Raw genomic sequence first — 25,966 nt, 5'->3', positions numbered from 1 at the left:
ACCAAGACCCCGTTGATTATCGCTACTGGGAGTTGACCTATCCGCATAGCGATTGGCAAGGGGGGGGACCACCGCTCCTGCAGCATATAGACATCGAAACTGCAAATGTGCGCTACACGCACAAAAAAAGTTGAGGCAATAAATCCAGCGACCACCCCAACTCAACTCCCTCCAGCTCCATAGCGCGTCGTACCATCTCATTCACTCGAATGGGCAGCCTTCACATTCATCCCTCGCACCGCCTCGACAAACCCGTCAAACGGAATATCCGTGATCCCCACCAGCCCGATATGGCTGTTCTCGCCGTCGAGCAGGCGGCCGGTGACCGGTTGGTCGGTGTACTGGAACCAGTGCGCACCAACGATATCCGGATCGCCAGCCGCGGCAGCGATGAACCTCGCATAGGCTTCACCGCGTTGCTGCTCGTTCCACACCGACACCACGCCCTTGCCGAACGGGCCGCGGTCGTCGGAGCCGAAATGGAATTCGCTGATCAGCACGGGTTTGTCCAATGCATGCATCGCAGCGGCGTCGAGGCCGTGCTGCGGCAGGTCGGCGTAGACGTTGAAGCTGAGCACGTCGCAGTACGCGGCGCAGGCGGCGACGGCTTCGGGAGTGTGCACTGCGAAGCGGCCGCCGAGGAACAGGTGGTGCGGGTCGTGGCGACGGATCGCCTGCGCCACGCTGCGGAAGTACTGGTCGGCGTAGCGGCGCAGCCACGCTCTGTAGTCGCGCTCGATCGCCGGATGCGCCTCGCTCGGCGCGGGCGCGGCGAAGCCGGTGGCGTCGAGCGCCTGCCATGAGGCGAGCGCAATGCCCCACGCCGCGGCCAACTGCCCCGGCGTGCGGTACTTCGCCTTGAGGTCGGCGATGAAGGCCCGCTTGGCGGGGCTGTTCGCCTCGCCGGCCAGCGTGCCCAGCGCCAGCCCCCAGCGGCCCTGCGGACCCGCGCCGGCCCAGGCCAGTTCGTTGTCGGCGAAGTAGCCGAGCAACCAGGGATCGTCGCGCACGCCTTCGCTGGCCTTGGCCACCGCGCGCTCGGCGGCTTGCACGAAGCGCGGGTCGAACGGGTCGGGCATGCGGCCCCAGTAGTCGTAGCCGCTGGAAACGTTGGCGTAGTCGCCGGCGATCTCGATCGAGCGCGTGTACGGCAGCCGGTGCGCCTGGCCCAGCGCATCGTCGCTCCAGTTGCCGAGGGTGTTGAAACCCCAGGCCTGCAACCGGTCCAGCGCGCGCGTGCGCCATGCGGCCAGCCAGTCGCGGCCATCGACGCGATACAGGTTCGCCGCGTAGAAATCGAACCAGCGGCCGTGGTTGTAGCCGATGCCCCGGCTGGCGCCCTGGTCTTCGCTGCGGTCGTCGCCGCTGCCGTAGAAAGCGGCCCACGCGCCGCGGTCCGGCGGCAGGTCGCGGAACATGAACTCGCGGCCCTCGACATAGCTGCGCCCGCCGTCGGTGATCACTGCGTTGACGCCGAGCGAGAAGAATGCGTGGCCGTCGGGCGTCACCAGGTGCCAGCGGCCGTCGCGCTTGTGCGTATGGAACCAGCCGGTCCGGTCCAGGCTTTGGACGTCCAGACGTCCGCCGTAGCGATCGAGGCCGGCCGGCCTCGATCCGGCCGGGGCCACCCGCACGGCGGCGCGCAGCGCGTCGTCGGAGTCGACTTTCTCCGGCCAGCGCCCGCGCACGTATTGTCCGTAGCGGTCGACGATGCCGGTGTAGGCGTCGCGCAGCGCGGTCCCGCCCGGCACGACGTCGATCGTGCCAAGCAGCAGGGTTTGCGCGGCCTGCGGCGCCGGGATGCCGAACCGCAGCGCGCGCACCGTACGCGGATCGAGGCCGCCTTCCACCGTGGTGGCAAGCAGGATGGCGCGGCCGTGGTCGTCGAACGGCATCGGCGGCGCGGCCTGCATGCCCATGGCGCGCGGGCTGGTCGCGTGCAGGGGGATCACCAGCGTCTGTGCCGGCCCGGCCGGCAGGCCGATCTGCGTGTGCAGGCGCCGCTCCTGGTTCGCCCCGTCGATGTCGATGGTCAGCGTGACCGCCCACGGCATCGCGTTCTGCACCGGTATGCGCAGTTCGCTGCCGCCGGGCCAGTCCCAGCCATCGCCTGCGCCGGACACGACCACCTGCGGCCGTGCGCCTGGCTGGAACACGTAGCGCTGCAGACGAGCCTCGCCCTTGCTACGCGCTGCGCCTTCGTGCCGTACCTGGTCGAAAGCGACCAACGCGGCGGATCCTGGCTGTGCCAGGTCGATCACGGCCACCGGCGCATCGTTCCGGCAACCGCCGAGGGCGAGCACCATCCAGCCAGCGATGAAAGCCATCGATTTCATGAGCCCGCAACCTGCGACGAAAAGCGAAGTATCGCGCGGCCTGGCTGAAGCCGGTCGCCACCACGTCGCGATATCGCCCGCAAGCTGCCGCAGGCGCTCGGCCGGCGGCGTGAAGCGGATGGTTGCCTCACGTGTTCCGGAGCGGGTCGCCTGCGCGCACAGCGTGCCGTGAGCGCTGCCGTCCGCCGGCACCACCGAATGAAAGCCGGCGGGGGCTGGAAGCACGCGGCAATCTGGCCGATGCTTCATCGCGATGTACGCGCGGTAACGCAGGAAACCCGACCATCACCATCCCGGAGGGAGTGACGATGAACCCGATCCACTGGCCGCGCCTGCTGCTCGGCCTTGCCTTGCCTGCCATGCTCGCCAGCACGCCTCTGTGCGCCGGCGAACGTGTCGACCCCGCGCAGATGCAGCGCGCGACCGCGGTGCCCAATCCCGGCCCCGTCGACCCGCGCATCGTGGGCGACTGGGAGATCTGGATACCGGGTGCGGTGCAGTACCGCACCGACGGCCGATCGATCCACCAGGAATACCAGCCGGGGGCAGCGATGAACCGGGTGGAGATTGCCCGCGACGGACGCTATCGCTGGGGCGACCGCCAGGGTCGTCTCGAGGAAGTGCAGCCATGGCACCACCAGGCCGGGCGCCGCTACTACCGCATCGTGCATCCGGCAGGTGGCGAATACGAGTTCTACCATTCCGACGGCGACCGCCTCGTGGTGCTGTTCGGCGGTGTCGGCGGCCACGCCGCCACCGGCACGCGCATCGGCGGCGCACCGGCGGGCTCATCGGCATCCGCGCCGCCGCTGCGTTCCGGCGACGCCGTGCAGGTGGAGTGGAAAGGACGCTGGTTCGGCGCGCGTATCCTGCAGGCCAACGCCGGGCGGTACCTGGTCCGCTACGATGGCTATGACAGCTCGTGGGATGAGTGGGTCACTCCCGCGCGCATCAAGATGCCGACCGGCCAGCCGCGCCCGCAGCGCACATCCGCTCCACCCGCATCGCAGGTGCCGGCATCCAATCCGCTCGGGGTCGAATGGCAGGGGGGCGCTTCGGCGTCCTCCCCGCGCACGCCGTCGGCGGGACTGGACGTCGGCTGGCAAGGCGGCCAGGTGACGCCGCCGCCAGCTCGTTCGCCCGCAGGCGGCCTGGAGGTGGAATGGCGGGAAAACCGCACGGCCGCATCCGCACCCGCCGCCGGGGCCAATCCCCTGGGAGTCGAGTGGGCGGGCGGCAGCGGCGGCACCGCCGTACCAGCGCATCCTCAGCCTGCCCGCCCATCGCCACCGGCCACGACGGTGCAGCCGGCACCGCCGGTCGAACCATCCGAGCCGCCACGCCCGGCACCGCCCGCGACGCCGCTGGCACCGCCCGCGCCGCATGAGCCGCCCGCGGCCATCGCATCCATCGTCGACACGTGGCTTTACCAGGCAGTGGCGTTCGCGGACGGCAGCGGAGTGCAAAGCGAGCACCGCGACGTCAGCGGACGACTGGTGTTCAAGCCGGACGGCAGCTACGACCAGACACTGACCATCGGCGGCATCCTCAACGCGACCAAGGGCACGTGGCAGCAGAACGGCAGCGTCATCACCACGTCCTACACGTGGCGCGGCCCGGCATCGGACACGCTGAAGATGGCGCTGGGCCAGGGCGGCAACACGCTCACCCTGGTGCGGCGCGGCTCGCCTACCGTCTACTACACGCTCAGGCGCGCCAAGTAGCCGGCGTTGCGCGGGCCGGGGCCACTACCGCCCGCGAGAACACCACTCAGCATTCCAGCCAGCGCCAGCCGTAGTACACCGGCATGCCGGACGCGGCGATCACGAAGATCAGCGGCAGCAGCGGGTAGAACGGACCTGATACGGCGCCGGCTGGTCGATGAAATGCTTGCGGTACCAGAACAGCGCGCCGATGCCGAACACGTGGCCCAGCCACTCGCCCACCGTGGTGTAGTTGGACAGCGGGTTGAAGCTGCCGGACAGGGTCAGCACCACCGCCCAAGCGCCGAGCAGAGCCAGCGCGATCTGCGGCACGAGCGTCCACGGATTTTCCGCAACGCGCGCGCCGGTGCCGTGCGGTCAGCGCTGCGCCAGCAATGCGGCTGCCCGCTCGCCCGCGCCCATGGCGAGCGTCCAGCCCAGCATGCCGTGGCCGACGTTGAACACGATGCCGCCCTGCACCCGGCGCATGATCGGCATCGACGACGGCGTCATCGGACGCAAGCCGGCCCAGCGGCTTTCGATGGCGTCATAGTCCGCGGCGGCGGGCAGCGATGCGCGCGCCAGGGCCACCAGCAGATCGCTGCGCTCGGGGTCCACCGCCGCGTCGCGCACGCCCAGTTCGGCCAGGCCAGCCACCCGCAGGTGATCGCCGAGGCGGCAGAACACCAGCTTGCGCGTGGTGTCGGTGATGCTGGTGACCGGCGTGTGCGGACCGCAGCGGGTGGTGAAGGAGTACCCCTTCATCGGCATCAGCGGCATGCGGATGCCGAGCCTGCGCGCCAGCTGCGCCGACTCCACCCCCGCGCATACCACCAGCTGCCGCGAGCGCAGGCGCCGGCCGTCGCGGGTCGTCAGCGTGATCGCATCCGGCTCGCGCAGCAGATCATCGACATCGGTTTCGAAGCACGCCTGCACGCCGTATTGCCCGCGCAGCACGCGCAGCAGCTCGACGCAGAAGCGATGCGGGTCGCCCACTTCCTCCTGCGGCGAATGCAGCACGCCGACCAGGCCCGCGACGCCTTCCAGCGCCGGCTCGATCGCCGCTGCCTCGCGCGGCGACAGCACCTGCTGCATCACGCCGTGCCGCTGCTTGATGGCGGCCACCGCCTGCGCCCGGCGCAGCGCGCCGGCGTCGTGGTACAGGTGCATCTTGCCGGGCGCCGAATGGTTGAACTCGATCCGATGCCGCTGCAGCAGCGCATCCATCGCCGACTTCGATTCCATCGCCAGCTCAAGCACCGCCAGGGTGTTCTCGCGAAACCGCGATGCCGTCGTGTTGCGCAGAAAGGCCAGGCCCCACTTCAGCGAATCCGGATCGAACAGCCAGTGCATGCGGAACACCGGATCCAGACCCAGCAGAAGCTGCGGCAGATGTTTCCACAGCACCGGGCTGCCCAGCGCGTCGGTATAGACGTAACTCAGCTGGGCACCGTTGGCGAACGAGGTACCCCGTGCAGGGCCGGTCGCGCGATCGACCAGGCGTACCGACAGGCCGCGGCGCGCCGCCGCATAGGCGGTGGCCATGCCGACCACGCCTGCACCCAGCACGGCGACGTCCACCGTGCCCTCGTCGGCCGGCGCATACGCACCGGCCAGGGGCGCCGCTGACTCTGGATCGATCGTCGTCATGGAAGGCCCCGCGGGTTCGAGTGGCGTTTGCACGGTCATCGATCCGGCAGACGCCCGTCGCTTCCGCGTCCCGGACCGGCAGTCATCCGGTCCCGCTTCGGCATCGGCACCGGCCGGCAAAACGCACGGCGCGGACAGCGAATGTGGGCGTTGTCGAACATGCGCCTAGCCTAGCGGGCAAGCCATCCGTTGCCTCATCGCTTTATATCGGCATGGACTAACCTGCGGTTATGGTCGACCGCTCAGCGCCAGAAATTCAGGAACCCGGTGATGATCAGCGCATTGGTGAAGTCGATGAAGAACGCGCCGACCAGCGGCGCCACCAGGAACGCCCGCGGCGCCACGCCGTAGCGCTCCACCAGCGTGCGCATCACCGCCATCGCATTGGCGGTGGTGCCCAGCATGAAGCCGATGAACCCCCCGCCCATCACCGCCGCATCGTAGTCGCGGCCCATCAGGCGAAATACCGGGATGCAGAACAGCACCACCAGCACGACCTGCAGCGCGAGATTGACCATCAGCGGCAGCGCCAGCCCCGAGAGCTCCCACAGGTGCAGGTTCATCAGCGCCACCGCAAGGAACATCGCCAGGGCGACGTTGCCGATCACGTCGGTGCTGCGCACGGACAAGCCGATCCATCCGGTGTAGTCGTCGATGTTGCGGATCAGCGCGCCCACCAGCATCGCGCCGATGTACGCCGGCAGGGTCAACCCCAGTGCCGCGAAACCCTGCCCGACCCAGCCGCCTGCCCACATCGCGATCAGGATGATCACGATGCTCTTGAGCGCGGCAAACTCGCGTCCGGCGTCATCCTGCGGTTCATCGACCTGCAACGTGGCCGCCCCGCCACCACCGGGCACGCCGGCAACACCACTGTCGGGGCGAAGCCTGAAGCGCCGGATCAGCAGGGTGATCACCGGACCGCCGATCACGCCGCCGCAGATGATGCCGGCCATCGCCGAACTGATCGCGATCGACTCGGCGCCCCCCACGCCGGCCTGCTCGAACAGCGGCGCAAACGCCAGCCCGGTCGCCGGGCCGCCGGTCAGCGTGGTGGAACCGGCCAGCACGCCGAACAGCGGATGCAGGCCGAACGCGGTCGCGACGCTGATGCCCAACAGGTTCTGCAGCACCGCGAACACGCTGGCCAGCGCCAGCAGCACCATCACCTGGCGACCGCTGACGCGCAACAGCGACAGGCTGGCATTGACGCCCACGGTGGTGAAGAACGCCACCATCAGCGGCTGCTGCAAACTGGTGTCGAATGCGACCAGGGTGGTATCGAAGCGATACGCCACCAGTGCGACCAAGGCCATCACCAGGCCGCCGACCACCGGCTCGGGAATGTTGTAGCGGCCCAGCACGGGGATCAGCCGGCACAGGGCGTAACCGGCGAACAGCACCACGCCGCCGAAGGCCAGGGTCTGCACGGCATCCAGCTGGATCATGTGACGATTTCCTTCAGCGGGTGATTGCCCCGCCACGGCTGCGGCGGCTTCACGGAGAGATGCCGATGCCGGACTCGCGCCGCTGCCTGCGGCTGCGGGCGCCGATCATCGGCCGGCGCCGGACGAGCAGCGCCCGGCACTGGATGGATCGGGAGTTGCCATCGGCAGGCAGTCATGGTGGGCATGGTGTGTCCCCCGGCTGTCGTGATTGCGCGTGCTGCGGCAAGGGCCGCCGTCGCAATGCATGGATGAAAAACAGGAAGCGCGCGTCCACCGTATCGGTTGCCCCGGTGACATGCCACTGCAAATAGATGCAGGTTCCACAACCACAGGCTATGTGCGGCGGCGGGCGACCAGGCAGTCCCGCCGCCCTTCAGACGATATCGTTCAGGCCGCCCTGCGGCCTTCCAGCCGGCGCCAGCCGTAGTACACCGGCACGCCGAGCGCGATGATCAGCAGGCTCATGCCGGCGTCGCCCGGCGCGTGGATCGCGCTGGCCACGATCACGCCGAACACGGTAATCACGAACACCAGCGGCAGCAGCGGGTAGAACGGCACCCGGTACGGCGCCGGCTGGTCGATGAAGTGCTTGCGGTACCAGAACAGCGTGCCGATGCCGAACACGTGGCCCAGCCACTCGCCCACCGTGGTGTAGTTGAGCAGTTGGCTGAAGCTGCCGGACAGAGTCAGCACCACCGCCCAACCGCCGAGCAGGGCCAGCGCGATCTGCGGCGCGCGCGTGCGCAGGTCGACGCGGCCGGCGGCGCGGAAGAACACGCCGTCCGCCCCCATCGTCTGCAGCACGCGCGCGCCGCCGGCGATCGCGATGGCGCAGTAGCCGAAAGTGGAGCAGGCGATGCCCACCGCGATCACGGTGGCGCCATGCTCGCCGAACAGCCGGCGCATCAGGTCCGCCGCCGGCGCCTGGCTGGCGGCGAGGCCGGCGTGGCCCAGGCCCGCCAGGTAGGCGAAATTGGCCAGCACGTAGCAGAGCACCACGCCGGCCATGCCCAGGCCCAGCGCGCGCGGCAGCGTGCGCTGCGGGTTGCGCACTTCGCCGGCGAGGTCGTTGAGGTAGTGGAACCCGCCGTAGGTGAACAGCACCGGCAGCAACGCACCAACGAACGACCACGGCGACGCCGGGCGCGTGGCGTCCGGCACCAGGGTCAGGCCCAGCCGGCCGTGCGCCAGTACCAGCCCGGCGACCACCAGCAGCGCGATCGCCGCCAGCTTCAGCACGGTGAACACGTTCTGCATCCACGCGCCAGCGCGGATGCCGAACAGGTTCACGCCCACGATGAACACGATCGCGCCCACCGCCACCGGCTTCACGTGCAGCGGCGGCAGGCCGATCGCCGCGCAGAAATACTCGGCGAACATGGTCGCCACCGCGGCCACGCTGCCGGGGTAGTTGATCAGCGCCATGGTCCAGCCGAACAGGAACGCCGGCAGCAGACCGAACGCCTCGCGCAGGTAGACATAGATGCCGCCCGCCTGCGGCCGCCGCGCACCCAGCTCGGCGTAGCACAGCACGCCGGCCAGGGTCAGCAGGCCGCCGACCGCCCACAACATCAGTACCTCGGTACCTGACGAGGTGTTGCGCGCCACCGTGGACGGGGTGAGGAAGATGCCTGCCCCGATCACGCCGCCGATGACGATCATCGCGGCGTCCCAGGTGTTCAGGCGGCGGGCATAGGCATTGGCAGGTTCGGTCAGCATCCGGCTACCTTGCCATTGCGGCGGGGGTTTCCACCAGTACCGCATGCCATGCTGTGGCACATGCACCGCCAGCGAGGCCGCGCATGCGATATCGTCGCAGGCCAGCCTTGCCACGTCCGCCGAAACCCATGCCCAGCCGCCGGCTCGCCATCGCCACCTCCGCCGAATACCCGTCGGTCCAGCCGGACGACGCGCACCTGGCCGCCTCGCTGGAGCGCCTCGGCCTGCCGCCGGCGGTCCGCGTCTGGAACGACCCGGCGGTGGACTGGTCGGCGTTCGACGCGGTGCTGATCCGCACCATCTGGGACTACTTCAGGCACCACGCGGCGTTCCTCGACTGGCTGGACCGGCTCGATGCGCTGGGCGTGCGCACCATCAACGACAGCGCGCTGCTGCGCTGGAACAGCGACAAGCGCTACCTGCTCGACCTGGCGCAGCACGGCGTGGACATCATCCCCACCCGGCTGGCCGACGCGGCCGCGCTGCCGGACACGCTGGCGGCGCTGGCCGGACAGGCGGTGGTGATCAAGCCCAGCGTCAGTGGCAGCGCCTGGCACACGCTGCGCGGCACCGCCGGCGACGCGGCGCTCGCCGCCGCGGTGGCGCAGCTGCCGCGCGGGCGCGACTACCTGGTGCAGCCGTTCGTGCCGGAAGTGGTCAGCCACGGCGAATGGTCGCTGCTGTACTTCGCCGGCGCCTTCAGCCACGCGGTGCTCAAGCGACCGGCCGCCGGCGACTACCGCGTGCAGGGCGAGTACGGCGGCAGCGCCGAGCCGGCGCAACCCGACGCCGCCATCCTCGCCGCGGCCGGGCGCGCCCTCGCGGCGCTGGCCGCACTCGGCCACGGCGACCACGCCTACCTGCGCGTGGACGGCGTGGTCAGCGGCGGGCGCTTCCTGGTGATGGAACTGGAGCTGATCGAACCGTTCCTGCACCTGGCCGCGCAGCCGGCCGCCGCCGAACGGCTGGCGCAGGACGTGGCCGCGCGCCTGGCGCCGACCACGCTGGCGGGCCTGCGCTGAGCATGGCGAACGTTCTGCCCGGACCGTCCGCGCACTGGCCACGCCTGCTGTCGGGGCTGGGTTCGCTGGCAGCGTTCGGGCTGGCACTGTGGCTGCTGCAGCGCTACCTCACCCATCTCGCCTGGCGCGACGTGGCCGCGGCCTGGGCGCAGCTGCCGGGCTGGCGCATCGCCTGCTCGGCCGCGGCGGCGCTGCTCAGCCTGGCGATGCTGGCGCTGTTCGACGTGCTGGCCGCGCGCACCGTGGTGCGCGAGCGCATCACGGCGAAGCTGGCCGCGTTCGCCGGCGCGGTCACCCAGGGCATTTCCAACACGCTGGGCTTCCACGCGATCACCGGCAGCGCGCTGCGCTACCGCATCTATGCCACGGCCGGACTCGGCGCCGGCGACATCGCGCGCATCGTGGCGCTGGCCGGGCTCGGCGTGGGGCTGGGCTTCGCGGTGGTGATCACCGGCGCGCTGTGCTGGGAGCCGGCGATCACCGATGGCTGGGGTCGTTGGCCTGGCGCGGTGCTGTTGCTGGCGCTGGCCACGCTGCTCGCCTGGCTGGCCCGCCCGCGCACGCTCGCGCTGGGACGCCTGACACTGACGTTGCCGAGCGCACGCATCGCCGCCACGCAGATGCTGGTCGGCGGGGTGGAGATGCTGGCCGCGCTCACGGCGCTTTACGTGCTGCTGCCGGCGACATCCGCGCCGCCGTTCGTGGACTTCCTGCCGATCTACGTGGCGGCCGTGCTGGCCGGCATCGTCAGCCACGCGCCGGGCGGACTGGGCGTGTTCGAGACGATCATGCTGGCCTCGTTTCCGCCGGAAGCACGCGCCGACCTGCTCGCCGCGATACTGTGCTACCGGCTGACCTACACCGCGCTGCCGTTCGTGCTGGCCGGCGCGGCGCTGGCGGTGTTCGAGTGGCGCCTGCGGCGTTCGGCGGTGCCTCCCTGCTGACACCTCTCGGCGAGGCGCGCCTCTAGAATCGGCGTATCCCCCGCTACGGCTGCCTGCGTGTCATCCCTTCCGCGCAAGATTCTCCACGTCGACATGGACGCGTTCTACGCGTCGGTGGAGCAGCGCGACGACCCGTCGCTGCGCGGCAAGCCGGTGGCGGTGGCCTGGCGCGGCGCGCGCTCGGTGGTGTGCGCGGCCAGCTACGAGGCGCGCGTGTTCGGCGTGCGCTCGGCGATGCCGGCGGTCCGCGCCGAGCGATTGTGCCCGCAGCTGGTGTTCGTGCCGCCGGATTTCGCGCGCTACAAGGCAGTGTCGCGGCAGGTGCACGGGATCTTCGCGCGGCACACCGAACTGATCGAGCCGCTGTCGCTGGACGAGGCCTACCTCGACGTCACCATGACGAAAAGCGGCCTGGGTTCGGCCACCGCCACCGCCGAGGCGATCCGCGCGGCGATCCGCGAGGAGACGCAACTGACCGCCTCGGCCGGGGTGGCGCCGAACAAGTTCCTGGCCAAGATCGCCTCGGATTTCCGCAAGCCCGACGGCCTGTTCGTGGTGCGCCCGCGCGAGGTGCTGGACTTCCTCACGCCGCTGCCGGTGGGTCGCCTGCCCGGCGTAGGCAAGGTGATGGAGGCGAAGCTGGCCGTGCTCGGCATCGCCACCGTGGGCGAACTGCGCGCATTCGCCCAGGCCGAACTGGAGCAGCGCTTCGGTCGCTGGGGCCGGCGCCTGCACGAACTCGCGCGCGGCATCGACGAGCGCCCGGTCGAACCCGAGCGCCCCACCCTGCAGGTCTCTGCCGAGGACACCTTCGAGCACGACCTCAAGCTCGACGAGCTCGAACCGCACATCCGCCGCCTCGCCGAAAAGGCCTGGGCCGGCCACCAGCGCGAGCGCGGCCGGGTGGCACGCACCGTGGTGCTGAAGCTGAAGACCGCCGATTTCCACACGCTGACGCGCAGCCTCACCCCGGCGCAACGGCCGCTGTCGGCGCACGAACTGGCCGACATCGCCTGCGCCTTGCGCGAGCGCGTCGGGCGCCCCGCCGACAGCCTGTACCGCTTGGTCGGCGTGGGCCTGGCCGGCTTCGTCGACGCCGACAGCTACCAGGCGCAGAGCGACCTGTTCGACTGATGACGGCGTGGCATGTCACGCCTCGCGGTCGCGGCCGAAGCGCGGCAGGTTCCAGTGTAAGTACAGCGACAGGACGCGCAGCCCGAAACAGAACAGGATCGGCAGCCAGGTCGCCCACACCGCCGGCCAGTGGTAATACTCGCCGATCACCGTCAGTGCGGCGCCGGCGAACGCGGCCAGCGCATAGATTTCCTGCTGCAGCACGATCGACACGCGCGCCAGCAGCATGTCGCGCGCCATGCCGCCGCCGATCGCGGTGACCATGCCCAGCAGGATCGCCACCTCGGCGTTGTGGCCGAACGCCAGCGCCTTGTTTGCGCCGTACACCGCAAACAGGCCCAGCCCCATCGCGTCGAACAGGCGCACCGGGTAGGACAGCCGCTCCACCCAGCGGTACGCCACGATCGTGAGCAGGGCCGCCACCACCGCGGTGAGCAGGTAACGCCAGTCGGACAGGCCGGCCGGCGGGATCGCGCCGATGCACAGGTCGCGCACGACGCCGCCGCCGCAGGCGGTGATGAAGGCGGTCGCCAGGATGCCGAACAGGTCGAGGTTGCAGCGCCGCGCCGCGGTCGCGCCGCTGATCGCGAACGCGAACGTGCCGGCCAGGTCCACCAGGTTGAACATCAGTCGTTCGTTCATCCAGCCGGCCCACGCGGGCATGCCGACGGTGCGGCGTTGCCCGCCATTGAACCAGCTTTCGGGCCTGCCCAGTACCTCCGCACGGCCCGCGTCACGCGAAGCCGTTGAACAGGCTTTCAGCCCAGCTTGCGCGAGATCGCGAAGAACGCCAGGTTGCCCAGGCCGGTCGCGCCGGCCAGCACGGCAACCAGGCCGGGCGTGACGTCCTGCCAGCCGAACCACTGGATCAGGCCGAAGCCGAGCGCCAGCGCGACCAGCACGATGCCCCAGCGCAGCGAGGAATGGCGACGGCGCAACTCCTCGTCGCGCAGCAACGAATTGACCAGTTCCTCCGAGCCGCCGGCGTTGACCATTTGACGGCGCACCCTCGCGTCCACCACGACCTTGATGGCGTAGGCGATGCATGCGAACAGCGAAATCGGGATCAGGACAGCGAAATCCATGGGGTTCTCCAGGCAAATCCGGGTGGGATGGGGTGACCTTCGTGACCATGGATACAGGCAGCCCGCAAACGGTTGCAGCAAAGTGCTTGCAACCGTTTCCCGCCTGCGCGTATCCCTTGCCCCATGGATGACACCCGCAGCAGCCCCGACCGCGAACTGGTCGACGCCGTGCTGGCCAACCGGCCGGGCGCGTTCGAACGCCTCGTGCGCGAGCACCAGGGGCTGTGCTGGCACATCATCCAGCGCATGGTGCGCAACCCGGAGGACGCGCGCGAACTGTGCCAGGACACCTTCCTGCGCGTGCACCAGTGCCTGCACCAGTACCGCGGCGAGAGCGCGCTGAAATCCTGGATCGGCCGCGTGGCCTACACCATCGCGCTGCGCCACCTGCAGCACAAGCGCATCGCGCTGGTCGAACCGGCCGGCGCCGACGAGGACTACTCGCTGGTGGACAACATCGGCGACGGCTTCGACCTGGAGGCAGCCTGCGCGGACGAGGAAACGGCGCGCCACCTGCACGCGGCGATCGAGGCCCTGCCGCCTTTGCAGCGCACGCTGCTGACGCTGTATTACCTTGAGGAAACCTCCATTCCGGAGATCGCGCGGATCACCGGGCTGGCCAGCGGCACCATCAAGAGCCACTTGTTCCGCTCACGCCTGCGCCTGCGCGGCGCACTCGAAGCGCGCACCGGAGTTGCAGCATGAACCAGCACACCGACGACCACCTTCCTGCTTTCGACAACGCCGCCCAGGAGCGCGAATGGCTGGCGCAGGAACGCGCGATGCGGCGCGAACGCCTGCAGCTCGACCCCGCCGGCGACGATGCGCGCAGCCGACGCTACCGGCTGCTCGCACGGGCGCTGCGCGAACCGCTGCCGGACGCGTTGCCGGCGGACTTCGCGCAGCAGCTGGCCGCGCGGGTCGCGGCCATCCCGGCTCGGCGGGCGCCCGCCGGCCGCTCGGTCGAATCCATGCTGACGCTGGCGCTGGCGATTGCCCTGGCCATGGCCGCAGGTGCCGTGGTGACGATCTACGGCAGCACATGGCTGCCGTCGTTCGTCACGCTGCTGCCGTCCCCGCACGCACCGGCCATCCGCTGGCTGCTGGCACTGGCCGGCTGCCTCGGCGCGTCCTGGCTGCTGGGTCAGTGGCAACGGCACGCTCAAGGGAATACGGAGGACTGAGCCAGCTGCCTCTTGCGCACGGCATGCAGGCCCGGCCACGTAGGGCGGACACTGTCCGCCGGCTTTTCAAGAGTGCGACCAAGAGCGGCGGGCAGTGCCCGCCCTACAGGACCACCCGCAGGAGCGGTGCGCGCTACAACTCCAGCACCGCATCCAGCCCGCGGTGCAGGCCGAGCAGGCCGGGCACCTTGCGGATCGCCAGCAACGCACCGTCCACGTAGGGCTTGGCGCTGCTGCCGGCGTTGTGGCGGATCGTCAGGGTCTGGTCCGGCATGCCGAAGATCGCCTCGGCGCCGATCACGAAACCGGGCAGGCGCAGCGCGTGTACCTGGCTGCCGGCCAGCGTGCCGCCGCGCGTCTCGCGCAGGCCGCGGGTTTTCTCCAGCGGCACCTCCAGTTGCGGCTGGCGCACCTTGCCCATGCGGGTGGCCAGCTCGCGCACAGTGCCGCTGGGCGCATCCGGCTTGCCGGCGCTGGCGTAGTCGACGAGTTCCCACTGCGGGATCAGCTTCGCCGCCATCTCGGCGAACTTGATCAGCAGCACCGCGGTCAGCGCGAAGTTGCCGCAGGCCAGCACGCCACGCCGCCGCTCGCGCGCCAGCGCGTCGATCTGCGCATAGTCCGTATCGGTGAGGCCCGAGGTGCCGACCACCACGTGCGCGCCATGCTCCAGCGCAGCGAGGATGTTCGCTTTCGCGCGGTCCGGATGGGTGTACTCGACGAACACGTCACAGGCCTGCGTCAGCGCCTCGACGGCACTGCCGAAGATCGTTGCATCCAGGCCGTCTTCGCCCAGCACGTCGCCGAGTTTCTGCCCGGCATGCCGGCGCGCCACGGCGCTGACCAGTGCAAGATCATCGGCGGCGGCAATACCGCGCGCCAGCTCCGACCCAGCCCAGCCGGTGGCGCCGGCAAGACATACCTTCAGCGACATGGACACCTCGCGGGTCAGGCGCACGCCGCGCCGGAGCGCGGCGCGACGCTCACTTCTTCTTCGGCAGGTACAGATCGGTGATGGTGCCTTCGTACACTTCCGCCGCCATGCCGACCGATTCGCCCAGGGTCGGGTGCGGGTGGATGGTCAGCGCGATGTCGGCCGCCTCGCTGCCCATCTCGATCGCCAGCGCCAGTTCGGAAATCAGGTCGCCCGCGTGCACGCCGACGATACCGGCACCGACGATGCGGTGGGTGTCCTCGTCAAAGATCAGCTTGGTGAAGCCCTCGGTGCGGTCGATGCCGATGGCGCGGCCCGAGGCGGCCCACGGGAACTTGCCCACGCCGACCTTCAGGCCCTTTTCCTTCGCCTCGCGCTCGGTTACGCCGACCCAGGCGATTTCCGGGTCGGTGTAGGCGACCGACGGAATCACCCGTGCGTCGAAGTGACTCTTCAGCCCCGCCACCGCTTCGGCCGCCACGTGCGCCTCGTGGGTGGCCTTGTGCGCCAGCATCGGCTGGCCGACCAGGTCGCCGATGGCGTAGATGTGCGGCACGTTGGTGCGCATCTGCGTGTCGACGTTGATGAAGCCGCGCTCGCTCACCGCCACGCCGGCCTTGTCCGCGCCGATCATGTTGCCGTTCGGCGAGCGGCCCACCGCCACCAGCACGCGGTCGAACAGCGTGGTTTCGGGAATGCTGTCGCCTTCGTAGCCGACCTCGATGCCTTTCTTCGTGGCTTTCGCGCTGACCACCTTGGTCTTCAGGTGCACGCCCTTGAGCCGGCCGGCCAGGCGCTTGGCCAGCGGCCGGATCAGGTCGGCGTCGGCGCCGGGGATCAGCTGGTCCATGAACTCGACCACGGTCACCGCGCTGCCCAGCGCCGAGTACACCGTGGCCATCTCCAGCCCGATGATGCCGCCGCCGACGACCAGCAGGTTCTTCGGCACGTCCTTGAGTTCCAGCGCGCCGGTGGAATCCATCACGCGCTCGTCGTCCCACGGGAACGCCGGCAGCTTCACCGACTGCGAACCGGCGGCGATGATCGCGTGCTCGAAGCGCAGCAGCTTCACGCCTTCGGCCGTCTGGACTTCCATCTCGTGCGGCGACACGAACATGCCGGTGCCCACCAGCGTGCGCACCTTGCGCTGCTTCGCCATCGTGGCGAGGCCGCCGGTGAGCTGGCCGACCACCTTGCTCTTGAAGCCGCGCAGCTTGTCGAGGTCGATGTTCGGCGCGCCGAAGCTGATGCCGTGCGCGGCCATCGCCGCCGCTTCGTCGATCACCGCGGCGGCATGCAGCAGCGCCTTGGACGGGATGCAGCCCACGTTGAGGCAGACGCCGCCGAGCGTGCCGTAGCGCTCCACCAGCACGGTATCGACGCCGAGGTCGGCGGCGCGGAACGCGGCCGAGTAGCCGCCGGGGCCGGAGCCGAGCACGACCAGTTGGCATTCGATGTCGGCCTGGCGGCCGGACGCTGCCGCGGCCTTCGCTGCCGATTCGCTCCCTCCCCTGCTCGCAGGGGAGGGCTGGGGAGGGGTAGCCGCCGGAACGGCGGCCGGCGCCGGTGCAGCGGCCTTGGGTGCTTCCGCTTTCGCCACCGGTGCTGCAGCAGCCTCGCCGGCCACCTCCAGCACGGCGATCACCGCGCCTTCGGAAACCTCGTCGCCCACCTTCAGTTTCACTTCCTTGACCACCCCGGCGGCACTGGAGGGAACTTCCATGGTCGCCTTGTCCGACTCCAGGGTGATCAGGCTCTGCTCCTTCGCCACCGTGTCGCCGGCTTTGACCAGCACCTCGATCACCGGCACGTTGTCGTGGCCGCCGATGTCGGGGACCTTGATCTCGATCGTGTTCGCCATCGTCATCGCCTCCGGTCAGAGCAGCAGCCGGCGGATGTCGCCGAGCTGGTTGGCCAGGAAGCTGGCGAAGCGCGCGGCGAGCGCGCCGTCGATCACCCGGTGGTCATAGCTGAGCGACAGCGGCAGGATCAGCCGCGGCGCGAATTCCCTGCCGTTCCACACCGGCTTGGTCACCGACCTGGAGACGCCAAGGATGGCCACTTCCGGCGCGTTGACGATCGGCGTGAAGTAGGTGCCGCCGATGCCGCCGAGCGAGCTGATCGAGAAGCAGCCGCCGGACATCTCGGCCGGGCCGAGCTTCTTCTCGCGCGCCTTCTTCGAGATCTCGGCCAGGTCGCGGGCCAGGTCGAGCAGGCCCTTCTTGTCGCAGTCGCGGATCACCGGCACCACCAGGCCGTCGGGCGTGTCCACCGCGATGCCGATGTGGAAATACTTCTTCAGGATCAGCTTCTCGCCGGTCTCGTCGAGCGAGGCGTTGAACTGCGGGAATTGCTTCAGCGCCGCCACCACCGCCTTGATCTGGAACACCAGCGGGCTGATCTTCAGGTCCTTGTTCTCGGCGCCGAGCTGCTTGCGGAACGCCTCCATCTCGGTGATGTCGGCATCCTCGTGCTGGGTGACGTGCGGGATCATCGCCCAGTTGCGCGCCAGGTTCGCACCGGAAATCTTCTGGATGCGGGTCAGCGGCTTCTCCTCGATCTCGCCGAACTTGGCGAAGTCGACCTTCGGCCACGGCAGCAGGCTGAGGCCGCCCAGCGTGGCGGCGCCGCCCACCGGCCGCGCGCCCGAGGCGAGTGCATGTTTCACGTACGTGCTGACGTCCTCGCGCTGGATGCGGCCGCCGCGGCCGCTGCCCTTGACCTGCTGGATGTCCACGCCCAGCTCGCGCGCGAACGCGCGCACCGCCGGGCTGGCGTACGGCGCGTCGCCGGGCATCACGATGTTGGCGTCGAACGGCGGGCGCGCCTGCGGCGATACGTCGCCCTCGGGCGCGTTGTGCGCGCCCTGGACGACGGCCGGCGCGGGTTTCGCTGCGGCGGGCGCGGGAGCGGGCGCGGGAGCCGGGGCGGGTGGCTTCACCGCTTCGGGCGCACCCTCACCCCTGCCCTCTGCCGGAGCGGGAGAAGGGGAGGCGGAGACGGCTGCGCCGTCGGTTTCTATAACCGCGATCAGCGCACCTTCGGAGACTTCGTCGCCCACCTTCAGCTTCACTTCCTTCACCGTGCCGGCAAACGGCGCAGGCACTTCCATGGTGGCCTTGTCCGACTCCAGCGTGATCAGGCCCTGTTCCTTCTCCACCCGGTCGCCGGCCTTGACCAGCACTTCGATGACGGGAACGTCCGCGTGGCCGATATCGGGGACGCGGGCTTCTTTGAGGTCGGCCATGGTGACTCCTGCAGGCGATGGCGCGCCGCCCGGGGATGGCGGCCGCATAGAACTCAATCATAGCGAAGGCACACCCGATCCGTATGCCCGGGGGCGTTGGCTTCGCCGATTTCCCGGTCACCATGCGCACGCGTATGCATGACCTTGAGCGCACGCACGCCCGCGCTCCATCCCGTAGTCTGGCCCGCATCACCCTGCCGCACGAGCGGCGCAGGAAAACGCTCCATGCTGACGATTCGCGACCTGTCGAAGACCTATGCCAACGGCGTCAAGGCGCTGCGCGGCGTGTCGCTGGACGTCCCCAGCGGCATGTTCGGCCTGCTCGGCCCGAACGGCGCCGGCAAGTCGTCGCTGATGCGCACCATCGCCACGCTGCAGGACCCGGACGAGGGCAGCATCAGGCTCGACGACATGGACCTGCTCGCCGACAAGCAGGCCACCCGCCGCCTGCTCGGCTACCTGCCGCAGGAGTTCGGCGTGTACCCGAAGGTCTCGGCCGAGGCGATGCTGGAGCACTTCGCCGTGCTCAAGGGCGTCACCGTCAAGGCCGAGCGGCGCGAGCTGGTCGAATCGCTGCTGCGCCAGGTGAACCTGTGGGACGTGCGCAAGCGCAAGCTCGGCACCTACTCCGGCGGCATGCGCCAGCGCTTCGGCATCGCCCAGGCGCTGATCGGCGACCCGCGGCTGGTGATCGTCGACGAGCCCACCGCCGGGCTCGACCCGGAAGAACGCAACCGCTTCCTCAACCTGCTGGCCGAGATCGGCGAGCGCGTGGTGGTGATCCTGTCTACGCACATCGTGGAGGACGTCACCGACCTGTGCCAACGCATGGCGATCATCGGCCAGGGCCAGGTGCTGCTCAGCGGCGAGCCGGCCGAGGCGATCCGCTCGCTGGACGGCCGCGTCTGGCGGCGCACCATCGACAAGTCCGAGCTGGACGGCTACCGCGCCCGCATGAACATCCTGTCCACCCGCCTCGCCGGCGGCCGCACCCTGCTGCACGTGCTGGCCGACGCACTGCCGGAGGAAGGCTTCGAGCCGGTCGTGCCGGATCTGGAAGACGTCTATTTCGGCCGCCTGCGCGCACAGGCCGTCGCCCGCGCCGCCTGACGCCCCTACGCATTCTGTAGGAGCGCGCCCTGTGCGCGAACGGCTACCCGCAAGGCATTCGCGCACAGGGTGCGCTCCTACACCACGCAGGATCACCGATGTTCTTCGAAATACTCGGGTTTGAGCTGCGCCAGCAACTGAAGGCGCCGCTGTTCTGGATCGTCGCGGCGGTGTTCGGCGCGTTGGCCTTTGCGCTGGCCAGCACCGACGCGGTGATCGTCGGCGGCGCCAGCGGCAACGTGCTGCGCAACGCGCCGCTGGTGATCGCACGGCTGCTCGGCGTGCTCACCGTGCTCAGCACGTTCCTGGTGACGGTGTTCGTGGCCGGCGCGGCGCTGCGCGATTTCGAGCAGCGCACCGCGGAGCTGTTCTTCGCCACACCGATCAGCCGCGGCGCCTACCTCGGCGGCCGCTTCGCCGCCGGCTACCTCGCCGCGCTGGCGGTCATGCTGGTCTGCGCGCTGGGCCTGGCCATCGGCGGCCTGATGCCATGGATCGACGCGGCGCGGCTGGGCCCGGCCAGCTGGCGCGGCTACGTGTGGGCGTTCGGCGTGATGGTGGTGCCGGACATGCTGTTCATCGCCGCGCTGCTGTTCCTGCTCGCCACCACCACGCGTTCGTTGCTGGCCACCTACATCGGCCTGATCGCCTACTTCGTGCTGAACTCCGTCGTGGGCCTGCTGACCCGCGACGTCAACAACCACTTCATTGCCGCCATGCTCGATCCGTTCGGCGGCCGCACCCTGGCCCTGGTCACGCGCTACTGGTCGACCGACCAGGCCAACCACGAGCTGCCCACGCTGAGCGGCGTGCTGCTGTTCAACCGGCTGCTGTGGAGCGCGGTGGGCGTGGCCATGCTGGGTGCCGCCATGGCGCTGTTCCGGCCAAACCGCGAAGGCCTGCAGCTGCCGCGGCGCAAGCCGCGGGCGGAGCCGCCGCTGCTGCGCCCGCAGGCCGGCGCTACCACACTGGTCCTGCCGAAGGTACGGCTGGCCGACGACCTGCACGCGCATCTGCTGCAACTGCGCACGCAGTTCGTGTTCGACACCGTGGGGGTGCTGCGCGGGGCGCCGTTCCTGATCATGCTGGCACTCGGGCTGCTGAACCTGATCTTCGCGCTGGCGCTGTCCAGCCAGATCTACGGCACCGCCACCTGGCCGGTGACGCACCAGGTGCTGGAGAACGTGCGCGGCAGCTTCCAGTGGCTGCTGTACATCATCGTCACGTTCTACGCCGGCGAGCTGGTGTGGCGTGAACGCAGCCAGCGCTCGGCCGAGGTCAGCGACGCGTCCCCGGTGCCGGACTGGGTGCCGCTGACCGCCAAGCTGGGCGCCTTGCTGGCGGTGACTGCTGCGTTCCTGCTGATCGGCGCAGTCGTCGGCATGCTCTGGCAGCTGGGCCACGGCTACACCCACCTGGAACCCGGGTTGTACCTGGCCACGCTGGCGTTGAACGCAGTGCCGTTCGTGCTGCTGGCAGTGCTGGCGCTGTTCCTGCAGGTGCTGTCGAACAACAAGTTCCTCGGCTACCTGCTGACCATCGTGTGGCTGGTGCTGAGCACGATCGGCTTCAGCCTGCTGCACTGGGAACAGAACCTGTACAACTACGGCAACGCGCCGGACGTGCCGTATTCGGACATGAACGGCTTCGGGCATTTCCTCGGCGCCGCGCTGTGGTTCGACTTCTACTGGGCCTGCGCCGCGGCGGCGCTGCTGGTGCTGGCGGCGCTGTTCTGGGTGCGCGGCACCGGGCAGTCGTGGCGCGAACGCCTGCGCGAGGCGCGCGCGCGGCTGCATGCGCCGGCGAAGTTCGCGCTGGCGGCGGCGCTGCTCGCCTTCGTCGGCAGCGGCGTGTGGATCTACTACAACACCAACGTGCTGAACCACTTCCGGAACAGCACGGCGAAGACAATCCAGCGCGCCGACTACGAGAAGAAATACGCGAAGTACAAGGACCTGCCGCAGCCGCGCATCACCGCGGTGAAGGCCGACGTCGACATCTTCCCGTACCGGCGCCGGCTGGCCATCCGCGGCCACTACACCCTGGTGAACAAGACTGCCGCGCCGATCGACGAGCTGCACGTGAACTTCAACGACGAGTTCACCGTGGAATCGCTCAACTTCGCGCCGCACGACACGGTCAGCGCGGACAAGGACCTCGGCTACACCATCTACCGGCTGAACACGCCGCTGGCGCCGGGCGCGTCGATGAGCTTCGACTTTGAGCTGGAATATGCGCCGAAGGGCTTCACCAACAGCCCGGAAGGCCAGTTCCTCGCGCACAACGGCAGCTTCTTCAACAACACCGTGATGCCGCAGTTCGGCTACCAGACCCAGGCGCAGCTCACCGACCGCAACGACCGCCGCAAGTACGGGCTTTCCGCCGAGGTGCCGCGGATGCCGAAGCTGGGCGACGAGAAGGCCCGCGCGAACACCTACATCAGCAACGACGCGGACTGGATCAGCTTCGACACCACCGTCTCCACCGCGCCCGACCAGATCGCGGTGGCGCCGGGTTATCTGCAGAAGGAATGGACCGCCAACGGCCGGCGCTATTTCCATTACACGATGACGCAGGACGGCAAGGACCAGCCGATGCTGCCGTTCTTCTCGTACCTGTCGGCACGCTACGCGGTGAAGCACGAGGCCTGGAAGGGCGTGGACATCGCGGTGTACTACAACCCCGCGCATGCCTGGAACGTGGAGCGCATGATCCAGGGCGCGAAGGACGCACTGGACTACTACGACGCCAACTTCACGCCCTACCAGTTCAGGCAGCTGCGCATCCTGGAGTTCCCGAACTACGCCAGCTTCGCGCAGTCATTCGCCAACACCATTCCGTACTCCGAGTCGCTCGGCTTCATCGCCGACCTGCGCGACACGAGCAAGATCGACTATGTCTACTACGTCACCGCGCACGAAGTGGCGCACCAGTGGTGGGCACACCGGGTGATCGGCGCCAACATGCAGGGCTCGACCATGCTCAGCGAATCGCTGTCGCAGTACTCCGCGCTGATGGTGATGAAGCACAAGTACGGCGCCGACCAGATGCACAAGTTCCTGAAATACGAGCTGGACGGCTACCTGTCCGGCCGCGCCACCGAGAAGCTCGCCGAGGAACCGCTGGCAAAGGTGGAGAACCAGCAGTACATCCACTACCGCAAGGGTTCGCTGGTGTTCTACGCGCTGCAGGATTACCTCGGCGAAGGCAAGCTCGATGCGATGCTGAAGCAGTTCCTGCTCGACAAGGGTTTCCAGCAGCCGCCGTACACCACCTCACAGGAATTCATGGACGCCTTGGGCAAGGCCGTCGACCCGCAGTGGCAGCCGCTGCTGGATGACCTGTTCTGGAAGATCACCCTGTTCGACAACCGCATCACCGAGGCCCGCGCGAAGAAACTGCCGGGCGGCCGCTACGAAGTGACCCTGAAGGTGCACGCCAGCAAAGTCTACGTGGACGGTACCGGCCGGGAAACCGCGGCGAAGCCGGATATCCCGATCGAGGTCGGCGTGTTCGCCGCATCCACCGGCGACGGCAGGGACGGCAAGCCGCTGTACCTGCAAAAGCGCCTGCTGCCCGACGGCGACAGCACGCTCACCGTCACCGTCGATGGCAAGCCCGCCGTGGCCGGCGTTGATCCGTTCAACGAGTTGATCGACCGCGTATCGGGCGACAACCGCCGCGCCGTGACGATTCAATAGGCACCGCAGGGGATTGAAGCCCGCCTGCGGTGCCCTGGCGGTGAACGATCCATCGAAAGGTCACCGTCAACCCGGGCCACCCGGCCCGGGCACAGCGATGAGCCACCATCGCCCGCATGCCGGCACGCGCTACCCCTGTCGCGCCGGCGGCTGCGCGCTGTCCGCAGCGGCCCGCTTCCAGGCATCACGCATGCCTTGCCAGTGAAGGTTTCTGTCCGCATGGGCCGGATCGGAATTCATCTCACCCTTGAGCCAGAACCGCATCCAGTCCACCGCCAGCTGCATCGACGCCTGCCGGTGCGCCGGCTGGGTGTGGATGTGGGCGCCGCCATTGAAGGCGACCGCCTCGACCGGACGGCCGAGATTGCGCAGTGCGGCGTAAGGCTCGAGCATGGTCAACAAGCCCCCCACGTACGGGCCGTAGTGATGCTGGATCAGCAACGGCGACTGCATCTTGTCCATCATGAAACCCGGTGCGTCCATCCACGCCTGCTTGTCCTCCCAGAACGTACCCGGGCCGTCGGTGTACATCTGGGAATAGCCCAGCGAGCGCAACTCGCCGAGGGTGGCATCCTTCACGTAGGCCACGTAGCTGGCGTCGAACGCGTCCTGCACGATCGCCGCCGCCGGCACGAAGCCGCGGTGATGGGTCGAGAGGTAAAGCGTGCCCCAGCCCATCCTCGAGTACCCCATCACGCCAACCCGCGAGGGATCGATCAGTCCCTGCCGGGCGAGCGTGGCCACGGCGGCATCGGCGCCCGCCACCAGGGTGGGTCCTTCGCGAGTACCGGTCGCCGTCGCGAATACCGGATTGCGTGCATTCAAGGTCAACTGCACCATGCCACGGGCGGCCATTTCCTGGGCGGCATTGCCCGGCGCAAAGGCATAGCCGTCGGGCATGAAATGCTTCGGGTAGGTTTCATGCGCGAGCACCACGACCAACGGGTAACCGCCCTGCGGCTTTGGCCCCGACGGCACGACCAGGTGCCCGTCCCAGCGCCTTCCTTCCGCGTCCGTCCAGTGGACCAATTCGATCGGCTGCAGATGCCGGGTGGCCAGCCAGGGATTGGGATCCCACAACACCATGTCCCTGCCATCGCGCGAAGCAATCAGCTGCGGCGACTCGTTCAGCCCCTGGCGGATCGCGACCTGCAAGCCGGACGGGAAGGTGGGCTCGGGCTTCATGGCCTTGACCTCCGCGGCGGGCGCATCACGTACCACCCAGCGGCCACCCTTTCTCGAATACAGGATCGCGGTTTCGGCAGGCGTCTTGGCGAACTTTTCCAACGCGAAAGACTTGCCCGGCACGACCCATCGATAGGTGAACACGTCCGGAAATTCGCCCGCCACCTGGGATGGCCGCATGGTCCCTATTTCACGGGACTCGAAGGTGCCCGGGCGAAACTCGAAGATGCCGGGCACCGGCAAACCGTCAGCCGGCCGCTTGCTGGCCGGCAAGATCGCGTTGACGATGACCACGCTGGCCGAATCGGGGTTCCATAGCGGCGGACCGAAGCTGCCATTATTCACCGCCCAGCCGGAAAGCCCGAGGAAGCGCTCGGCCTGCTCCGGTGCATGCAGGTCCTTGAGATAGAAATACTGCAGCATGGTAGGCAGCACCCCCCCGGCCAACGCTATCTTCCTGGCCCAGTCGGGAATGTTCTCCAGGGGCAAGCCCTGCTTCTTGACGATCGCCCAGCGCCCGTCCGGCGACGGATACGCCTCGGGGGCCAGCCCACGTGTTTCGGTCGATGCCTGCACGCTTGTGCCGTCGCCGTGGCGCACGAAGGTCGCATAGGTGCCGATAGTGAACTGCAGCGCGCTGAACCACTCCTTGTCACGCACGTAGCTGAAAGGATGCTTGATGACATCCGACACATCGCCGCGGCGCGTCGTCATCATCGCGTCGTGGACCAGCATGTCCCCGACCACGGTGAAATGGGACACGCCATGGGGCGCGGCGGTAAGAGTGCGCACCTCGCCACTGCGCGTATCCAGACGCCTGACCTGCGCGGGCTTGTCCACGCCGTACTCCAGGAACGTCAACGAGGAGGCATCCGGTGCCCACAGCAGGTGCTTGATGCCCGGATCCATCGAACCGGAAATCCGCGAACGCGCCACGTGGCTCGCCCGCGGGGACGGCGGCGACGACCGCGCGAACGCCGCCTGCACATCCGCCACCGCGTACACGCGCAACTCGGTCAGGTTGACGTTCTGCTCCAGGTCTCCCCGCTCTGCCACGACATAGAACATCGTACCGTCGGGCGACAGGACCGGCTTGGCATGTTGGACCGCAATCATCGACACGTTCACGTCGTTCGGCAGCATGAAGTAGGCCAGCTCGACCGAGTCCTTGATGGTCCACGGCGTTTTTTTCTCCTCGGCCATGAGTGGGGCCGAAACCACGGCCAGGGCGACCAGCGCGCCCGCTATCCATCGTTTCATCGTTACAGTCTCCGATGTGGGTGAGGGCTTCCCGGTTTTCGGGAATGTGTTGCGCCCGCGTTCCAGCCTCATCGCGCCGGTTGCGAGCCCGATCGAACGACCGCCAGGCCGTCCATCAAAGGGCGAGGCACATGTCGCCCGGCAATTGCCGGACGGCATGTGTTTCTCGTTTGGGTTGGGTGTCAAAAAAGGCCAGCGCGCGCTGCCAGGAATCGCGCAGCGTGTCGGTAAGCAGCGGCGCATGTGCTTCACCCACGTACTTGACCAGCACCACCTCTTGGCCAAGCTCGTTCAGCGCCACGCG

19 protein-coding genes and 1 pseudogene are annotated in these 25,966 nt (G+C 68.8%); 8 read left to right on the top strand and 12 right to left on the bottom strand.

Features of this window, described 5'->3' with window-relative positions:
* Positions 1-197 precede the first annotated feature (197 nt).
* Positions 198-2,336, bottom strand: a complete 2,139-nt coding sequence (locus tag R5H19_RS01720) for a beta-agarase (RefSeq protein ID WP_318157246.1) — start codon at positions 2,334-2,336, stop codon at positions 198-200.
* Between the two features lie 308 nt (positions 2,337-2,644).
* Here R5H19_RS01720 and R5H19_RS01715 point away from each other — a divergent pair, with 308 nt between their 5' ends.
* Entirely contained in the window at positions 2,645-4,060 is a 1,416-nt protein-coding gene (locus R5H19_RS01715) for a Tudor-knot domain-containing protein (RefSeq protein WP_318157245.1), read from the top strand.
* A gap of 46 nt (positions 4,061-4,106) precedes the next feature.
* Here the strand turns inward: R5H19_RS01715 and R5H19_RS01710 are convergent.
* The 4 genes and pseudogenes from R5H19_RS01710 to R5H19_RS01695 all read right to left on the bottom strand — a co-directional run.
* Positions 4,107-4,369, bottom strand: a pseudogene (locus tag R5H19_RS01710) (amino acid permease); the annotation flags it as partial.
* Positions 4,370-4,417: 48 nt separating this feature from the next.
* Positions 4,418-5,689 carry an FAD-dependent oxidoreductase gene (locus tag R5H19_RS01705; protein WP_318157244.1) on the bottom strand — a complete coding sequence of 424 codons (1,272 nt, stop codon included), beginning with the start codon at positions 5,687-5,689 and terminating at the stop codon, positions 4,418-4,420.
* A 242-nt stretch (positions 5,690-5,931) separates the two neighbouring features.
* The gene (gltS, locus tag R5H19_RS01700; protein ID WP_318157243.1) at positions 5,932-7,137 is read right to left on the bottom strand and encodes a sodium/glutamate symporter; all 1,206 of its coding nucleotides are present in this window, start codon (positions 7,135-7,137) and stop codon (positions 5,932-5,934) included.
* 387 nt (positions 7,138-7,524) lie between these two features.
* On the bottom strand, positions 7,525-8,856 hold the full coding sequence (locus R5H19_RS01695) for an amino acid permease (protein WP_318157242.1): 1,332 nt from the start codon (positions 8,854-8,856) through the stop codon (positions 7,525-7,527).
* Positions 8,857-8,984: 128 nt separating this feature from the next.
* On the opposite strand from R5H19_RS01695, the gene R5H19_RS01690 reads away from it, so the two are divergent.
* From R5H19_RS01690 to dinB, 3 genes are read left to right on the top strand one after another with little or no spacing between them, the layout of a single operon-like run.
* Entirely contained in the window at positions 8,985-9,878 is an 894-nt protein-coding gene (locus tag R5H19_RS01690) for a hypothetical protein (RefSeq protein WP_318157241.1), read from the top strand.
* Positions 9,879-9,880: 2 nt separating this feature from the next.
* Positions 9,881-10,822 (top strand): UPF0104 family protein, encoded by a 942-nt coding sequence (locus tag R5H19_RS01685; protein WP_318157240.1) that lies wholly within the window; start codon positions 9,881-9,883, stop codon positions 10,820-10,822.
* 57 nt (positions 10,823-10,879) lie between these two features.
* Positions 10,880-11,956: a DNA polymerase IV gene (dinB, locus tag R5H19_RS01680; protein ID WP_318157239.1), complete on the top strand. Its 1,077-nt coding sequence runs from the start codon at positions 10,880-10,882 to the stop codon at positions 11,954-11,956.
* 15 nt (positions 11,957-11,971) lie between these two features.
* Here the strand turns inward: dinB and R5H19_RS01675 are convergent, their stop codons facing one another.
* Both R5H19_RS01675 and R5H19_RS01670 read right to left on the bottom strand, forming a co-directional pair.
* Positions 11,972-12,598, bottom strand: coding sequence for a trimeric intracellular cation channel family protein (locus tag R5H19_RS01675; protein WP_318157238.1), 627 nt, complete (start codon positions 12,596-12,598; stop codon positions 11,972-11,974).
* 116 nt (positions 12,599-12,714) lie between these two features.
* The gene (locus tag R5H19_RS01670) at positions 12,715-13,041 is read right to left on the bottom strand and encodes a DUF6249 domain-containing protein (RefSeq protein WP_318157237.1); all 327 of its coding nucleotides are present in this window, start codon (positions 13,039-13,041) and stop codon (positions 12,715-12,717) included.
* Between the two features lie 123 nt (positions 13,042-13,164).
* On the opposite strand from R5H19_RS01670, the gene R5H19_RS01665 reads away from it, so the two are divergent.
* Both R5H19_RS01665 and R5H19_RS01660 read left to right on the top strand, forming a co-directional pair.
* Complete coding sequence (locus R5H19_RS01665; protein WP_318157236.1) at positions 13,165-13,746, top strand: sigma-70 family RNA polymerase sigma factor; 582 nt, start codon at positions 13,165-13,167, stop codon at positions 13,744-13,746.
* Complete coding sequence (locus tag R5H19_RS01660) at positions 13,743-14,225, top strand: hypothetical protein (RefSeq protein WP_318157235.1); 483 nt, start codon at positions 13,743-13,745, stop codon at positions 14,223-14,225. Before R5H19_RS01665 ends, R5H19_RS01660 begins: the two co-directional genes overlap by 4 nt.
* A 133-nt stretch (positions 14,226-14,358) precedes the next feature.
* Here the strand turns inward: R5H19_RS01660 and dapB are convergent, their stop codons facing one another.
* The 3 genes from dapB to aceF are packed head-to-tail and all read right to left on the bottom strand — an operon-like array spanning position 14,359 to position 18,454.
* Positions 14,359-15,159, bottom strand: coding sequence for a 4-hydroxy-tetrahydrodipicolinate reductase (dapB, locus tag R5H19_RS01655; RefSeq protein ID WP_318157234.1), 801 nt, complete (start codon positions 15,157-15,159; stop codon positions 14,359-14,361).
* A gap of 49 nt (positions 15,160-15,208) precedes the next feature.
* Positions 15,209-17,020 carry a dihydrolipoyl dehydrogenase gene (lpdA, locus tag R5H19_RS01650; protein ID WP_318157233.1) on the bottom strand — a complete coding sequence of 604 codons (1,812 nt, stop codon included), beginning with the start codon at positions 17,018-17,020 and terminating at the stop codon, positions 15,209-15,211.
* Between the two features lie 15 nt (positions 17,021-17,035).
* On the bottom strand, positions 17,036-18,454 hold the full coding sequence (gene aceF, locus R5H19_RS01645; protein ID WP_318157232.1) for a dihydrolipoyllysine-residue acetyltransferase: 1,419 nt from the start codon (positions 18,452-18,454) through the stop codon (positions 17,036-17,038).
* Between the two features lie 177 nt (positions 18,455-18,631).
* Between aceF and R5H19_RS01640 the strand changes: the two genes are divergently transcribed.
* Both R5H19_RS01640 and R5H19_RS01635 read left to right on the top strand, forming a co-directional pair.
* On the top strand, positions 18,632-19,516 hold the full coding sequence (locus R5H19_RS01640) for an ABC transporter ATP-binding protein (protein WP_318157231.1): 885 nt from the start codon (positions 18,632-18,634) through the stop codon (positions 19,514-19,516).
* A 98-nt stretch (positions 19,517-19,614) separates the two neighbouring features.
* A complete protein-coding gene (locus R5H19_RS01635) occupies positions 19,615-23,217 on the top strand; it encodes a M1 family aminopeptidase (RefSeq protein WP_318157230.1) in 3,603 nt (1,200 codons plus the stop codon).
* Positions 23,218-23,346: 129 nt separating this feature from the next.
* Here the strand turns inward: R5H19_RS01635 and R5H19_RS01630 are convergent, their stop codons facing one another.
* Positions 23,347-25,662: a prolyl oligopeptidase family serine peptidase gene (locus tag R5H19_RS01630; protein ID WP_318157229.1), complete on the bottom strand. Its 2,316-nt coding sequence runs from the start codon at positions 25,660-25,662 to the stop codon at positions 23,347-23,349.
* Between the two features lie 115 nt (positions 25,663-25,777).
* Positions 25,778-25,963: a hypothetical protein gene (locus tag R5H19_RS01625; protein WP_318157228.1), complete on the bottom strand. Its 186-nt coding sequence runs from the start codon at positions 25,961-25,963 to the stop codon at positions 25,778-25,780.
* Between the last annotated feature and the right edge of the window lie 3 nt (positions 25,964-25,966).

The sequence above is a fragment of the Rhodanobacter sp. KK11 genome, from assembly GCF_033345435.1.
Lineage (GTDB): Bacteria > Pseudomonadota > Gammaproteobacteria > Xanthomonadales > Rhodanobacteraceae > Rhodanobacter.
Note: the sequence above shows the minus strand (reverse complement) of the source record. Positions and strands in the feature narration are given on the sequence as shown.